Origin of the sequence: Aliiroseovarius sp. S253 (genome assembly GCF_049800855.1) — a bacterium.
Classification (GTDB): domain Bacteria; phylum Pseudomonadota; class Alphaproteobacteria; order Rhodobacterales; family Rhodobacteraceae; genus Aliiroseovarius.
The window spans coordinates 1,082,483-1,097,515 of record NZ_JBNAFW010000001.1 but is presented as its reverse complement, the minus strand read 5'-3'; the positions used below and the strand labels follow the sequence as shown (position 1 = coordinate 1,097,515).

15 protein-coding genes are annotated in these 15,033 nt (G+C 58.7%); 7 read left to right on the top strand and 8 right to left on the bottom strand.

The genetic code is table 11. From position 1 onward, the window contains the following. Positions 1–137: 137 nt before the first annotated feature. Genes ACP15F_RS05410 through ACP15F_RS05395 form a run of 4 tightly spaced genes read right to left on the bottom strand, consistent with a single transcriptional unit; the run spans position 138 to position 3,215 of the window. Positions 138–821 carry an alpha/beta hydrolase gene (locus ACP15F_RS05410; RefSeq protein WP_424939801.1) on the bottom strand — a complete coding sequence of 228 codons (684 nt, stop codon included), beginning with the start codon at positions 819–821 and terminating at the stop codon, positions 138–140. Further along, positions 818–1,459: a DNA-3-methyladenine glycosylase family protein gene (locus ACP15F_RS05405; protein WP_424939800.1), complete on the bottom strand. Its 642-nt coding sequence runs from the start codon at positions 1,457–1,459 to the stop codon at positions 818–820. The genes ACP15F_RS05410 and ACP15F_RS05405 overlap by 4 nt, the downstream gene beginning before the upstream one ends. After that, on the bottom strand, positions 1,435–2,166 hold the full coding sequence (locus ACP15F_RS05400; RefSeq protein ID WP_424939799.1) for a precorrin-6A/cobalt-precorrin-6A reductase: 732 nt from the start codon (positions 2,164–2,166) through the stop codon (positions 1,435–1,437). The genes ACP15F_RS05405 and ACP15F_RS05400 overlap by 25 nt, the downstream gene beginning before the upstream one ends. Next, on the bottom strand, positions 2,163–3,215 hold the full coding sequence (locus tag ACP15F_RS05395; protein ID WP_424939798.1) for a cobalt-precorrin-5B (C(1))-methyltransferase: 1,053 nt from the start codon (positions 3,213–3,215) through the stop codon (positions 2,163–2,165). The genes ACP15F_RS05400 and ACP15F_RS05395 overlap by 4 nt, the downstream gene beginning before the upstream one ends. Positions 3,216–3,312: 97 nt before the next feature. Between ACP15F_RS05395 and cobA the strand changes: the two genes are divergently transcribed. The 3 genes from cobA to ACP15F_RS05380 all read left to right on the top strand — a co-directional run bounded on the left by cobA (position 3,313) and on the right by ACP15F_RS05380 (position 6,761). Continuing rightward, entirely contained in the window at positions 3,313–4,182 is an 870-nt protein-coding gene (gene cobA / locus ACP15F_RS05390; protein WP_424939797.1) for a uroporphyrinogen-III C-methyltransferase, read from the top strand. Beyond that, complete coding sequence (locus tag ACP15F_RS05385; protein ID WP_424939796.1) at positions 4,182–5,459, top strand: cobyrinate a,c-diamide synthase; 1,278 nt, start codon at positions 4,182–4,184, stop codon at positions 5,457–5,459. Before cobA ends, ACP15F_RS05385 begins: the two co-directional genes overlap by 1 nt. Positions 5,460–5,534: 75 nt before the next feature. Further along, positions 5,535–6,761 carry an MFS transporter gene (locus ACP15F_RS05380; protein ID WP_424940949.1) on the top strand — a complete coding sequence of 409 codons (1,227 nt, stop codon included), beginning with the start codon at positions 5,535–5,537 and terminating at the stop codon, positions 6,759–6,761. Between the two features lie 35 nt (positions 6,762–6,796). Here ACP15F_RS05380 and ACP15F_RS05375 read toward each other — a convergent pair whose 3' ends face one another. From ACP15F_RS05375 to ACP15F_RS05365, 3 genes are all read right to left on the bottom strand, one after another. Continuing rightward, entirely contained in the window at positions 6,797–8,680 is a 1,884-nt protein-coding gene (locus tag ACP15F_RS05375) for an SLC13 family permease (RefSeq protein ID WP_424939795.1), read from the bottom strand. Between the two features lie 185 nt (positions 8,681–8,865). After that, positions 8,866–9,138: a hypothetical protein gene (locus tag ACP15F_RS05370; RefSeq protein WP_424939794.1), complete on the bottom strand. Its 273-nt coding sequence runs from the start codon at positions 9,136–9,138 to the stop codon at positions 8,866–8,868. An 18-nt stretch (positions 9,139–9,156) separates the two neighbouring features. Continuing rightward, a complete protein-coding gene (locus ACP15F_RS05365; RefSeq protein WP_424940948.1) occupies positions 9,157–11,952 on the bottom strand; it encodes a glutamine-synthetase adenylyltransferase in 2,796 nt (931 codons plus the stop codon). 132 nt (positions 11,953–12,084) lie between these two features. On the opposite strand from ACP15F_RS05365, the gene ACP15F_RS05360 reads away from it, so the two are divergent. Beyond that, on the top strand, positions 12,085–12,552 hold the full coding sequence (locus ACP15F_RS05360; RefSeq protein WP_424939793.1) for a YbaK/EbsC family protein: 468 nt from the start codon (positions 12,085–12,087) through the stop codon (positions 12,550–12,552). Between the two features lie 3 nt (positions 12,553–12,555). Here ACP15F_RS05360 and ACP15F_RS05355 read toward each other — a convergent pair whose 3' ends face one another. Further along, complete coding sequence (locus ACP15F_RS05355; RefSeq protein WP_424939792.1) at positions 12,556–13,035, bottom strand: MarR family winged helix-turn-helix transcriptional regulator; 480 nt, start codon at positions 13,033–13,035, stop codon at positions 12,556–12,558. 137 nt (positions 13,036–13,172) lie between these two features. On the opposite strand from ACP15F_RS05355, the gene ACP15F_RS05350 reads away from it, so the two are divergent. The 3 genes from ACP15F_RS05350 (at position 13,173) to ACP15F_RS05340 (ending at position 14,977) form a co-directional block, all read left to right on the top strand. Further along, entirely contained in the window at positions 13,173–13,703 is a 531-nt protein-coding gene (locus ACP15F_RS05350; protein ID WP_424939791.1) for a cytochrome b, read from the top strand. A gap of 188 nt (positions 13,704–13,891) precedes the next feature. Further along, positions 13,892–14,413 carry a DUF2852 domain-containing protein gene (locus ACP15F_RS05345; RefSeq protein WP_424939790.1) on the top strand — a complete coding sequence of 174 codons (522 nt, stop codon included), beginning with the start codon at positions 13,892–13,894 and terminating at the stop codon, positions 14,411–14,413. A 78-nt stretch (positions 14,414–14,491) separates the two neighbouring features. Beyond that, a complete protein-coding gene (locus ACP15F_RS05340) occupies positions 14,492–14,977 on the top strand; it encodes an RDD family protein (RefSeq protein ID WP_424939789.1) in 486 nt (161 codons plus the stop codon). Positions 14,978–15,033: the final 56 nt, after the last annotated feature.

The window sequence follows — 15,033 nt, the reverse complement described above, 5'->3', positions numbered from 1 at the left end:
CGGGGCGGGACACCCGCCCCATGCTTATAGGTTGACTATATATTGATAGAACAACCTGACAACCCCAACATATGGGGTCATCAGCGGGATATCATCGGATTATCTCAGGGATGTGACAGGCGGCGGGCCAGATGTGATCAGTTGGCGGCCTTTGCTGGGGTCATCCCCAGATTGTCCAGCATGAAGCTGAGCGCCACGGACAGGCCATCCATCGCGATCCCATGCCCCGTGCCTTTCATGATGAAGCCATAGGTCTCAAACCCAGCAGCTTGCAGCACTTCACCGCTTTCGCTGAAATGACCCGGAGGCACCATGTCGTCTTGATCGCCATGCACCAGCAGGATCGGCAGCTTCGACACCACGTTTTCGGCGAACTGATCGGGCTCCAGCATCCGGCCGGAAAACGCCACCAAGCCAGCAATCGGTTCATCCCGGCGGGGCAACACGCGAAGGCTCATCATCGTGCCTTGCGAGAAGCCAAAAACGATCAGTTGCGAGGGCTCGATGCCTTCATCTTCCAGCACCTGATCAAGGAAGGCGTTGATGTCAGCGGTGGCCATTTCGACGCCGCGCATGCTGTCTTCTTCCGACGATCCGTCCAGCCAAGGGATCGGGAACCACTGGTATCCCATCGGATTGCCCAAGCATTTCTCAGGCGCGTCGGGGGCGATAAAGGTCGTGTCGGGCATGTGTTCCGACAAGGGATCGGCCAGCCCCAGCAAATCCGCGCCATCCGCGCCATAGCCGTGCAAAAACACCACCACCGATTTCGTGGTGCCCGAGGCCGCTTCGCGCCGTTTGCTTTCCAAGATGCGGGTCATTCGCCTATCCCTTCGCGTTCTGTTTCCATGCGGTAATAGGCCCAGAGCAACCGCGCCGCAACGCCCCTGTTGGGCGACCAGTCCTGCGCCATGATGCGCATGGCCTTTTCTTTGGGCCGCTCGGGCAGGTCAAACAGCCGTTTTGCGGCCTCTTGCAGGGCCAAATCACCCGCTGGAAATACATCCGCGCGGGCCAGCGCGAACAGCGCATAAATCTCGGCCGTCCACATTCCAATGCCCGTCACGGCAGTCAGGGTTTTGATCACCTGATCCGTTGGCTGTTCATGCAGCGCTGGATAATCAATCCCAGCCTCAGCCAAGGCCTTGGCATAGCGGATTTTCGGGCGTGACAAACCCACATCCGCCAAGGCCTGATCGCTGGCACGGCCGACGGTTTCGGGATCCTCGAACCCGGCCTCTTGCACCCTGCCCCAAATCGCCGCGGCAGATGCGGTCGAGACCTGCTGCCCCACGATGGCAAACATCAGCGCTGCGAACCCATCCGGGCGCAGGCGCAGTGGGATCTCGTCCAACTGATCGAAAATGGGTCGAAAACGCGGCTCGATCACGCAAAGCGCGCGCGCCTCGCGTTGTAGACAGCCCTGCCCTTGGATCAGGCTTTTAGAATGGTCAGCCATGCCAACGCCTCTTCCGGGGTCTCCACACGATCACAATCAGGAAGTGCGGGCCGGTTTAGCATCACCACCGGCAGCCCCAACTGGCGCGCTGCTAACAACTTGGCACCGGTCGGCCCGCCAGCGTTTTTGCTGACCAGATGGGTGATACGATGATTGCGCAGCGTGTCCAGCTCCTCTTCCAGCGAGAACGGTGGGCGTCCGACAATCCAGCCGCCCTCAAAGGGAAAATGCTGGTCAGTCTCGTCCACGCGGCGGCAGAAAAGCGTGCGGGAATCGGCCAGCCCCGCCCATTCCGAGACTGAGACCGCTCCTGTCGCCAAAAGCACCCGCGCTCCGGGTGGAATGCGTGATGACGCTTCGTCCGGCATGTCGATCAACTGCCAATTATCGCCCTCTTCCGCGCGCCACTCGCGCCTTAACAGTCGAGTATAAGGCATTGTAAGTTCTTTACTAATTCTCTGACTACGCTCTGAAATCTGCGCCGCAAAGGGATGCGTTGCATCCACCACCGCATCAAAATCTTGGTCAATCATGAAAGCACGCTGCGCGGCCTCGCCGCCAAAGCCGCCCACGCGGGTCGGCACCGGATAAGCCAAGGGCGTGCATGTCACACCAGCCAAGGACGCCAGCACATCTTGCCCCTGACCCGCCAAGAGCTTCGCCAAAACGCGCGCTTCACCGGTTCCCGCCAAAAGAAGGATCTTCACAGGGCTTGCGCGATGATCTCGCCCTTTCGGTCGATGACGACAATATCCACGGAAATCGGCGCGCCACGCAGGATTTGGATTGCCTGTTCCCGCGCCTTGTCAGCAATCATGGAAGACATTACTTCTCCATGCTTCTCAAAGGCTTGCAGAGATGTGTTCATGTCAACAACCTCGGGATCACTCAGCCATTCTGCCAGCACATCAAAATCCACCTGACTGCGGCCTGAATGCAAATCCCGTGCGCCCTGTGCCAGCTTTGTCAGCTTGCCAATGCCGCCCCCGATGGTCACACGGTCAATTGGGTTGCGTGCCAGATATTTCAACATTCCACCCGCGAAATCGCCCATGTCGATCATAGCACCGTCAGATAGGCTAAAAAGCTCCTGCACCACCTTTTCCGAGGTCGCCCCCGTGCAGCCTGCAACATGGGGCAGTCCCTCTGCCCGCGCCACATCAATGCCCCGGTGGATCGAAGCGATCCACGCCGAACAAGAGAATGGTCGCACAATACCTGTGGTTCCCAGTATCGACAGCCCGCCCTTGATGCCAAGCCGCGGGTTCCATGTCTTTTCCGCCAGCGCCGCCCCATCTTCGACCGAGATGGTTACGATTACGTCAGCAGCTTGGTCGTAGCTCGCAGCAGCTTCGTGCACGACGCCTTTAATCATCTGGCGCGGCACAGGGTTGATCGCAGGCTGGCCGACAGGAATCGGCAGGCCGGGTTTTGTCACCGTACCCACGCCTTCTCCGGCCACAAAGAACACGCCCTGTCCCGGCTTGGCGGGCGCCACACGCGCCCGGATTACCGCGCCGTGGGTTACATCAGGGTCGTCGCCCGCGTCCTTCACAATCGCTGCTTCCGCCCAGTTATCCCCCGAAATCAGGTCGTAGATCAGAAAATCCGGGGTTTCCCCACGCGGCAAGGTGATCGTCACACGGGCAGGCGCACCCTGCCCCCACAACGCATCCAACGCCGCCTTCACAGCGGCAGTTGCACAGGCGCCAGTGGTCCAGCCGCGGCGCAGTTTCTGAGGGTCAGTCTTTTCCATTCCAACGACTATAGGCGCGCAAATCCGCGCCGCCAATCCGTTCTGTGAGGTCGCAGTTACGCTTTTCGCGGACGACCAACAGGTGCATAAGGGGCGCATGACTGACTCGCATGCATATACCGTCCCTGTTTTGCCCGGCCATGACTGGCCCACGCTGGAACCCGGCTGGGTCTGGCTGTGCGGTGCTGGACCCGGAGATCCCGGCCTTCTGACCATTCACGCGGTGAATGCATTGATGCAGGCGGATGTGATCGTGCATGACGCGCTGGTCTCGCCCGAAATCCTCAGCTGGGCGCGCCCCGAAGCTGAAGTGATCTATGCTGGTAAGCGCGGGGGCAAGCCCTCGGCCAAGCAGCGCGACATCTCGCTAAGGCTGGTGGATCTGGCCCGCGAGGGTAAACGAGTATTGCGCCTGAAGGGCGGCGATCCGTTTGTGTTTGGGCGCGGCGGTGAAGAAGGCCAGACGCTTGTTCAACACGGAGTCCCCATTCGCATCATTCCAGGCATCTCTGCCGGAATCGGCGGGCTGGCCTATGCCGGCATCCCGGTCACTCATCGTGATGTGAACCAATCCGTGACCTTCGTCACCGGCCACGACCAGTCTGGTAACGCCACCGGTTCCTTAAACTGGTCCGCGATCGCCCGCGGATCGCAAGTCATTGTTATTTATATGGGTATGAAGCATCTAGACCGTATCCGGTACGAGCTAATCGCCGCAGGCCGCCCGGAAGACGAGCCCGTCGCAATCACCATGAACGCGACGACACCGGATCAGCGCGTGCTGGAAACCACGCTTGGCACCTGCGTCGAAGATGCAGACCGCGAAGGCATTGGTGCCCCTGCGATCATCTGCGTGGGACGTGCTGTCTTGATGCGACAGGCCTTGGACTGGCAAGCGCTGGCCGCAGGTCTGGAACCCCGCGACACAGACCCACTGGGCCGTGGCCGTCCAGCCGAGGATCGCTGATGTCGTCGCCAACCGGCTTGATCCTGTCTGCGCCGTCGTCGGGCAGCGGCAAGACCACCCTGACCCTTGGACTGCTACGCGCGCTATCGCGTCGTGGCGTGGATGTCAGCGGCGCGAAATCCGGCCCGGACTATATTGATCCCCGGTTTCACGCCGCCGCCTGTGGGCGCGAATGCCCCAATTTGGACGCTTGGGCCATGGGGCCAGCGCGTTTGCATGATCTGGCGCGTTCCGGGGCGGAGCTTTTGCTGATCGAAGGGGCGATGGGCCTGTTTGACGGCGCGCCGCCGGAAGGGCGTGGCGCAACCGCAGATCTGGCACGTACTTTCGGACTTCCTGTCGTTCTAGTGGTCGATTGCGCGCGTCTTGCGCATTCGGTCGCGCCCTTGGTCAACGGCTTCGCCCAACACGATCCAGAAGTGCGCGTTGCGGGCGTCATCCTGAACCACGTGGGCAGCCCACGGCACGAAGCGATGCTGCGCGCCAGCCTACAAGATAGCCTGATCCCAGTTCTGGGGGCCGTTTATCGTCAGGCGGGGCTGGAGCATCCCTCGCGTCACTTGGGTTTGGTTCAGGCCGAAGAGCATCCTGATCTGCAGGCCTATCTGGACCGTGTCGCGGATGTGGTTGAAGCCGCGATTGATCTTGACGCGCTGGTGGCCTTGGCCGGCTACGCATCGGATGCACCGGGCGCAGCAACCCACCTGACACCTCCAGGACAACGGATCGCAGTCGCTTCCGACAAAGCGTTTGCCTTTGCCTATCCACATATCCTGTCGGACTGGCGCGCCGCCGGGGCCGAGGTTCTGCCCTTCTCGCCACTTGCAGACGAGGCACCTGCCCCGGACGCTGATTTCATCTTTCTTCCCGGCGGGTATCCCGAACTTCATGCGGGAAAGCTGGCGGCGGCGCAGACCTTCAAACACGGCATGCAGTTCGCCACCTGCCCGATCTATGGCGAGTGCGGTGGCTATATGACCCTTGGCCGCGCGATTACCGACAAGAACGGCGATCGCCATGAAATGCTGGGGCTTCTGGGACTGGAGACCAGTTTTGCCAAGCGCAAGCTTCACCTTGGCTACCGGTCACTGCATGCAGACCAAGGTCCCTTCGCCGGGCGCTGGAATGCGCACGAGTTCCACTACGCCACGACGCTTCTGGCCGAAGGCGCGCCTCTGTTTGATGCCACAGACGCCGAAGGTCGCGCCCTGGCCCCGTTGGGGCTGATCGAGGGCCATGTGTCCGGCAGCTTCGCCCACCTGATTGATCGAGTCTGACTGCGACAACCGCCCACATTCAGGGGTACAATTTCGCTCTGGTCAAAGCCCGCATGCATGGATACGCATATGCGCATGACCGATGCGACCCTGACACCTGCCGACGACGCGCGCGCCAAGCGTAATGTGACCATCCTTGTGCTTGCGCAGGCCATTTTGGGTGCGCAGATGCCGATGATTTTCACGATGGCCGGTCTGGCCGGGCAATCACTGGCGTCAAATCCCTGCTGGGCGACCCTGCCGATTTCCTTGATGGTGGGCGGCTCGATGATCTTTGCCAATCCCGTAGCTTGGGTCATGCAGACCTTCGGGCGTCGGATCGGGTTCTGGCTGGGCACGCTCGGCGGCTCGGTTGGTGCTGCGATCAGCGCATATGGCTTGATGCAATCCGACTTCACGATTTTCCTGATCGGCTCCTTCTTCATGGGCCTGTATCAATCGGCGCAAGGGTTCTATCGCTTTGCGGCCACCGACACCGCCTCGGCTGCGTTCCGGCCCAAAGCAATTTCCTACGTTATGGCAGGCGGCTTGGCGTCCGCCATCATCGGGCCTCAACTGTTCAACTTGACCAATGACGCGATGGTCGTGCCCTTCCTAGGAGCCTATCTGACGATCATTGTGATCAACCTTCTGGGATCCCTTCTGTTTCTGGGGCTGGACATTCCCAAGCCCGAAAAACCGCACGCGGACGCGCCCAAGGGTCGTACCCGGATGGAGCTTTTGCGTGACCCAGTGATTGCCGTGGCGATCATTTGCGGCATGGTATCTTACGCGCTAATGAACCTTGTCATGACCTCGACCCCGTTGGCGGTCGTGGGCTGCGGGTTTGAAACCGATATGGCAGGCAATGTGGTAACGGCCCACGTGCTGGCCATGTTTGTCCCCAGTTTCTTTACCGGCCATCTGATTGCCCGTTTTGGCACGCGTATGGTCATTGCTGCTGGTCTAGCAATTCTTGGGCTCGCCGGTATCGTCGCCCTGCAAGGGGTCGAGCTTGAGAACTTCTTTATCGCGCTGATCCTGCTGGGCGTAGGCTGGAACTTCGGCTTCATCGGCGCAACGTCAATGCTGGCAGGCGCCCATGCCCCCGAGGAACGCGGCCGCGTTCAAGGCATGAACGACATGATCGTCTTCGGCTGTGTGACCGTGGCCTCGTTGGCCTCGGGCGGGTTGATGAACTGCTCGGGCGGCAGCGCTGTCGAAGGCTGGAGCGCCGTAAACATCGCCATGGTGCCCTTCCTTGCGCTGGCTGGCGCCTCGCTGATCTGGCTGATGATGCGGCCGAAAGACGAACTGGGTTAAGCGTAGGAAAGAAGCGTCGCCATGCGGCGCTTCCCTTAGAAAACGATGTTCAACATCACCATCGAGACGATCAAGAACAGGATCGTCATGATCCCCCCGCTTTTCACGAAGTCCATCACCTTATACCCCGCAGGCCCCATAATCAGGGCATTCACCTGATGGGTCGGGATGATGAAGGAATTTGAGGTCGAGATCGCAACGGTCAGCGCGAAAACCGCAGGATTTGCACCGGCCGCCACCGCGATAGAGACGGATAAAGGCACCAGCAGAACTGTCGCCCCAACATTGGACATGACCAAAGAAAATACCGTCGCCAAAATGGCTATCCCGGCCTGAAGTGACCAGATCGGCCACCCGTCCAGCACCATCAGAATCTGTTGAGCAATCCACTCTGCCGTCCCGGTGTTCTGCACCGCCTGCCCCAACGGGATCAGGCTGGCCAACAGAAATACGGTGTTCCACCCGACTGCGTGATAGGCCTCGTCAATGCTAAGCACCCGCGTCAGGATCATCCCCACAGCTCCGGTCAAAAGACACAGTGACAGGCGCACGTCGGTGAACAGGATCAGCGACAACGAGATCAGGAAGAAAAACAGCGCCCAGCTGACCTTGTGAGGCCGAAGCTCTTCTTGAGGGAAGTCGGCGGTCACCACGATGAAATCCCGATCACGCTTCAGCCTTGTCAGGTTATCCCAACGCGTATGCGCCACCAACATGTCGCCCGCCTGAAATTGGACCAGACCGATCTGGGTTGCTTCATGGTCTTCTGTCTTCACATGGCTCAGCGTCTCTTCCCCGCGATGAATAGCCATAAGCCCCAGCCCATAGGTTTTCCGCAACAAAATGTCCCGAGGGCTTTTGCCGATCAGTTTGGAATCCGGCGGGATAACCAGCTCGGCGACACCGGCATTGGTCGGGGCGAACTCTTCGACAAATACATCCAGATCTGGACGAACCGTCAGCTTGTACCGTTCTGCAAAATCGTGAGCCGCCTGATCACTGCCAATGATGGCCAACCGGCACGGGGCGGCAATCTCAGCGGTCAAAATCTGGATCATCGACGCTTTACCGCGATAAAAGGTCGAGATGATATAGATGTTATTCTCGTTGTTGATGTCGGCAAGGATCTGCCCGACCAGAGGGCTGTCAGCAGGCACATCCACTTCGAAGACCTGCGCGTGAAGCCCATAGACGCGCTCAAGATACTCGGTCGTTCCCTGTCCCGAGCTTGGTTCGAGCGGATCAGACGAAACCGGAAGCACCCAGCGCCCAAGCACCAGAAAGTACAAGATCCCCGTCGCAATCAATGCAGCCCCGATGGGCGCAACGGAAAACAGCCCGAAAGGTTCCATCTTCAGATTGTCGGGCAGGCCTTCATTGGCGGTCAGGATCAGGTCATTTAACAAAATCAGAGGCGACGATCCGACCATGGTCATTGTCCCCCCAAGGATTGCACAGAACCCCATCGGCATTAGGAGGCGGCTGAGTGGAATGCCCGACCGTACGGAAATCCGGCTGACCACCGGCAGGAACAAAGCCGCCGCTCCGACGTTCTGCAGAAAGCTTGAAATGAACCCGACGGTCCCAGACACAATTGGAAGCACGCGCGCTTCAGATGTGCCGCCGTGTTTCAGGATGGCTGCGGCGACCTTGTTCATGATCCCGGTGCGATCAAGCCCCGCCCCCACGATCATCACAGCAATGATTGAAATTACGGCGTTGGAGGCGAACCCATCAAACAGGTGATTGACGTCGGCCAACGTCTCGAGCCCCGGGAGGTAGCTCAGGATGCCGACGGTCACGAGCACAAGCAAGGCGGCTAAATCTATTCGAATAATCTCGGAAACAAACAGAAATACTGTAAATCCTAGAAGGCCCAGTACGACCCCCATCTCAGTCGTAAATGCTATCGCGTCCATCAAACTCCCACTCTCGACTCTGCAGGGCGTTCAAAATCGGGATCTCCGATGCGCCCAATCATATCTGATTGGGACCAGTCTGGACCGGCCCCTGCATCGCTGTCATGTATTATTTTGAAGTTTCGGGACGTTGGAGGTCAGAAAGCCGGATTCCGCATCGACCGTTTAAAGACCAAAATATGGCTTCAGCCGACACGCCCTGCACGCCCACCACGCCGTTTAGGCGGTGCAGCGTCTTCCAGCGCCGCGCGTAATACGTCGGTCATTGGGTGATCTGGTGCCTTGGGTCCGTAATGCGCAAGCAACGTCTTGATCCGCTCGGGCTGAGGCATCTCGTGATCCTCAAAAAGCGCCCAGTCCAGAAAGATTGAACGGCATTCACCCGGCGTGATCCCTTCGATCACATAGCTGTCACGGATTAACCCGCGCTGGTCGATGGCGTTGATAAGGTCGGTCATGTGGTCCTCCTGCTGGCGTCACCCGGGCGGGTTTGCGAGCACCTCGTCAATGGCTTGGGCTGCGGCCCGTGCCTTCTCCTCCAGATCCTCGATCAGGGCGGCCTCACTCTCTGCCCCGGTCTCGCGCAATAGCAGTTCTTGCCCGCCCTGCCCCAGATTTTCAAGGTCCAAGGGACCGTCTGACAGCAGTTTGGACGCAGCCTGCAATCGCCACATTAAGTCATGCGACTGGGCCATGGATCGCCCCTGACCGTCAGAAAACCATCCAATGGCGACACCTTGAGCAATCTGCCGGTCCGGCTCGCGTGGCGTGTCATTGGACAGCAACGCCGCTGCCTGTGCCACCAGTTCGACATCCTGCAGATGGCCTTCACCCAGTTTGGCATCCAGCGCACCACCGGCCTGTTTTGCGTCCGCAATCCGGTTTCGCATCTCGATTACATCCGCGATCACCTTGCCAGGATCACGATCAAATTCCAGAACCTCGCCCCGCGCGACTTCATAGTCCTTAGACAGCCCTTCCGGACCCGCAATCACCCGCGCGCGGGTCAGGGCCAAATGCTCCCATGTCCATGCCTCATCGCGTTGATAGGCTTTGAAGCTTTCGATCGAAGTGGCGACCGCCCCTTGCCGCCCCGAAGGGCGCAAGCGCATGTCGACTTCATAGAGACGCCCTTCAGCCATTGGGGCAGACAACGCGGTCAGGAAGGCCTGTGTAAGCCGCGCATAATAGGGACGGGTCGCCAGAGCACGGCGGCCGTCCGACATATCCTGGTCTTCCGGATCATAGATGATGATCAGATCCAGATCCGAGGTTGCTGACAACGACCGGGCGCCAAGCGATCCCATACCAATAATCGCAGCCCCTGCCCCCGGCGGTGTGCCGTGTTTCAGGGCGAAATTCTCGACCACCACGGGCCAGAGCCCGCGAATGACCGCATCGGCTAGATCAGTATATTGCGCACCAGCCTCGCGTGCATGGATCAGGCCGCGCAGGAAATGGACGCCAATACGGAAATGCCACTCCTTCATCCAGCGGCGCGTTCCATCAAGCTTCGCTTCATAATCGGGCGCTTTATCCAAACGCGCGTTTAGATCCGCTTCAAGCTCTTCTCTGCCGGGCCAAGGTTCGAAGAACCCTCCGCCGATCACCGCGTCCAGAACTTGCGCGTTATGGCCCAGATAAGCCGCCAGCGCAGGGGCTGTGGCGGCAATGTCGACGATCAGATCGACGAGTGTCGGATTTGCTTCAAAGAGCGAGAAGAGCTGCACCCCAGCCGGGAGACGCTTCAGAAATCCATCAAACTGGATTAGCGCATCATGCGGACGTGGCGCAGCAGCCAAACGTGCCAGAAGATCGGGCTTCAACCGATTGAAGATCTCGACCGCGCGGGCCGAGCGCAGACAGGGGTAAGTCTCCCATCGGCTGACAATCTCGGCCTCGCTTTCCGTCAGTTCGCGACTGTCGGCAGAAGAATCGTCGGGGGCAAAGAATCCTTCCGTAACCTCGTGCACCTCGGCCAGCGCATCGTGAATGCGGGTCTTCAGCGCCTCGGTGTTGCCTTCGCCCATCATTCGGGCGAGACGATCAAATTCGTCTTCCGTCTTGGGCAAGTTGTGAGTCTGCGCATCGCGGAACATCTGCACACGATGTTCGACTTCGCGGTGGAAGCGATAATGCCGGGTCAGGATTTCGGCCACATCCGTGGGAATCCAGTCCTTCGCGGCCAAGGCCGCCAAGCCCGGCACGGTTTCGCGCATCCGCAGCCCTTCGTCGCGCCCACCTGCGATGATCTGACGGGTCTGGGTGAAGAACTCGATCTCGCGAATGCCACCACGCCCCAATTTCATATCGTGGCCGGGCAGCGTGATGTCGCCATGCAGACCTTTGTGCTCGCGAATGCGCAGGCGCATGTCATGCGCGTCCTGAATGGCGGCGAAATCCAGATGCTTGCGCCAAATGAACGGGCGTAGGCGCGTCAGATAGGCTTCGCCAGCAGCAATATCACCGCCACAAGGCCGCGCCTTAATATGGGCTGCGCGCTCCCATGTGCGTCCAAGGCTTTCGTAATAGCGTTCCGCAGCCTCCATCGAGACACAGACCGGCGTGACCGACGGGTCTGGGCGCAATCGCAGATCGGTGCGGAAGACATATCCATCCTCGGTCAGCTCGGACAGCATCGTGCTCATTTTACGAGTGGCGCGGACGTGGCTGGCGCGTGCTTCGTGGAAATCCGCGCCCTCGAACCGGCTGTCATCAAACAGCATGATCAGATCAATGTCCGAGCTATAGTTCAGCTCGTGCGCGCCCATCTTGCCCATGGCCAGCGCGACCATGCCGCCTGCGATTTCAACATCATCTTCCGTCATCCCCGGCAACTTGCCGCGCCGGATTTCATTGCCCACTTGAAAGGTCATAGCCGTATGTGTGGCGAAATCTGCAAGATCAGTCAGTGCGCCGGTGACTTGTTCCAGCTGATACACCCCAGCCAAATCGGCGAGCCCCGTCAGAAGCGCGATGCGTTGCTTGGCCACGCGCAGAGACTTGCGCAAAGCGCTGTCGCTGTCGCGGTTCATGTCGTCCATTGCGGCACGGATGGCGTCCTCGGGTGCGATGCTCAACGCTTCGCGCAGCCAGTCCGCCTGCTTTTCCATCAAGCCTTTCAAGTAAGGCGAGCATCCTGCTGCCCCAGACAGAACCTCGCGCAGATCGGGCGTGAGATCCGCAAACAGCGTGTCGATATCTGCGGCGGGCTCGGCCTCGTATGCAATGGGGGTGCGGGTGATGCGGGCGGCAAAGGTGTTCTGGCTCATATGCGCAAATTGCGCCGGGTGGCGGGGAGGGTCAACAAGGGAAAGCACGTTGCGACCATTCATACCAGCTTGCCCGTGGCCAATGAATGTCTACAGTCCACGCTAGACCACCAGCAGACGACAGGAACCAGCATGTCCAAAAGCCTGAAACGGGTCGAGACCGCTTTGAAAGACGCTGGCATCGCCGCCCAAGTGATCGAGATGTCTGAAGGCACGCGCACGGCTGCCGATGCCGCACGGGCCTGTGGCTGCGAGATCGACCAGATTGCCAAGTCGATCATCTTTCGCGGAGAAAGCTCGGGCCATGTGGTGTTGTTTCTCACAGCTGGGGGCAATCAAGTTGATGCGGCCAAGGCCTCGGCCCTGGCGGGCGAACCACTGGGAAAAGCTGACGCGAAACTGATCTGTGCGGAAACCGGATTTGCCATTGGCGGCGTGTCTCCGGTCGGGTTGACCAATCCAGTCCGCGCCTTTTACGACGCGCGCCTACTGGAGTTTGACGAGGTTTGGGCTGCTGCAGGCACGCCACGGCACGTTTTTCCCGCCGCGCCCCGCGATCTGATCCGAATCTGTGGCGCAGCGCCGGGGGACTTTACATAGTTCTTAGTTGGTTCCCGGACCTGTCACCTTGGTCAAAAGGGTCAGCAGTCGAAGGAATTCACCCTGATCCTCTAGGGACAGCTTATCCAACAGTTCTTTGTTCTGCTCACCGACAATGCCAAAGATAGAAGGCATTAGCCCCCGCCCCTCGTCCGTCAGAAACACGCGATGCGTCCGCCGCGATTGTTCATCCTGCTTGCGCTTAACCAGCCCCTGCTTTTCCAGCGCATCAAGCACACGCGAGACAGTATATCCCGCAAGTCGAAGTCCTTCACCGATTTCGGTTTGGCTGGCACCTTCCTTTTCGGTCAGGGCCATCAGGACGATGAAGTGATCCATCTTCAGCCCATGGGCTTTCAGGCGCGATTGCATTCGGGTTTCGTTCATGCACGCCAGCCGCTGCAGCATCCAACCCGCGCTCGTGGTGCGCGTGACATGAGCTTGATCGCACAGTGTCGGATGAACAGAGTCGGGTTTATTCATGGTCACACCTCAGCAGGTTATTTGCGGCAGTCGTCGATACATTAGGTGACAACACTTGCAGTTGCAACTTTCCACTTGCAATATTTGCATTTGCAAGTAATTTGGACCTATTACAAGCTAATGAGAAAAACAAAGCCATGAAACGCTATCACCCCCTCCTCGTTGCCCTCCACTGGCTTCTTGCCCTTATGATCATCATTGCCTTGGTCATGGGCTCGAATGTCCTTGCAGCCCTACCCAACGATCACCCGGACAAGATGTTCAGCCTGCGTGGCCATATGTCGATCGGCATTATCGTTGGCATTCTGATGATCGCCCGCCTTGTCACGCGCCTGCGCAGCGCTCATCCGCCGAAAGCCGACACCGGAAACGGTTTTTTGAACTTTGCAGGCGGCGCCGCCCATTGGGTTCTCTATATTCTAGTGTTCCTCATGGTCGCCAGCGGCATGGGCATTTCCATAGGCGCTGGCCTGCCCGATATTGTGTTCTTCGGTTCAGGCGCACCTCTGCCTGAAAGTTTTGACCACCTCGTGCCGCGTAAGGCCCATGGTGTCCTGTCAAAACTGTTGATGCTTACCATTCTGGCCCATATCGCGGGTTGGGCTTATCATCAGTTCAAGCTGAAAGATGGTCTTTTCAGCCGCATGTGGTTCGGCTCGCGCAGCTAAACCAATCGGATACGCCAATGAAAAGCCGCCAAATATGGCGGCTTTTTTGTTTATTATCAGAACCCTGATTAATTAATGTAAAATACTTTCACATTTATCCTTGAACCCAGCCGTTAAGTCCCCATCTCTTACTCATGTGAAAGGCATTCACATTCAAACGTAACACAGACAGAACGATGGAGACCGCAATGAACACCGCCACCCACACCACCCATTACGACACCACCCCCCGCGGTTGGTTCTCGCGCGCCGAGGCGTGGCTGGACGCACGTGGCAAAGGCGCTTGGATCGCCACCATGGTCGTCAGCTTCATCCTCTTCTGGCCCGTCGGCCTTGCCCTTTTGGCCTATATGATCTGGAGCAAACGCATGTTTTCGAAATCCTGTTCTCACCGCCGCAACCATGACAGTCAGGCTTGGCAGGACCGCCACATGTCGCACCGCCACGGATTTGCGACCTCGGGCAACTCGGCCTTTGACGCCTATAAGGCAGAAACCCTGCGCCGCTTGATGACCGAACAGGAAGCATTTGAAGCCTTCCTAGAGCGTTTGCGCGCCGCAAAGGACAAATCCGAGTTTGACCAGTTCATGGACGAACGCGCCGAAGCCGCCCGCACGTCACATGTCGACGAGCATGACATCGACGAAGAGGTCGAAGACGTGGCCGAGGATGTCGAAATCCTAGATGAACCCAAGCGTAAAAAGAAGTAAGCTGATCCCCAGATTACTGTTCCGCCCGGCCCTATCAGGGCCGGGTTCCCTTTGACCGAAACGAGATCCTCGAACCAAATGACCCATTCTTATGACCATCGCAGCAACTCCAACGGCACGGGCCTTTGGGGTTTGCCGGACCCGGACACTCAGGCCGAGTTCTATCAGGATGTGACGTTGAAACGCCTGCTAGCGTGGTTCATCGACGTCGTGCTGATCATTGGCATGTGCTTTGTCATCGGGCTTTTGACCTTTGGGATTGGATTTTTCCTGTGGGGACTTGTTTATCTGGCGGTAGGCTTTGTTTATCGGATGACCACACTGACCAGTAAGTCCGCAACCATCGGGATGCGCCTGACCGCGATCGAATTGCGCGGCCATGATGGTCAGCGCTTTGATCGTCAGACTGCAGCCCTGCACACGTTGGGGTACTATCTGTCCATGTCGACAGTGGTGCTTCAGATGATCTCTCTGGTTATGATGTTTACCACCGCACGCGGCCAAGGGCTGAGCGATATGGTGCTGGGCACCGCAGCCATCAATCGTGCGTCCGAGCGACGCTAGGACGGGCCATTTGATCTAAGCCCCCGTTTACTCTGACAAACAACGGGGGCTTGCCC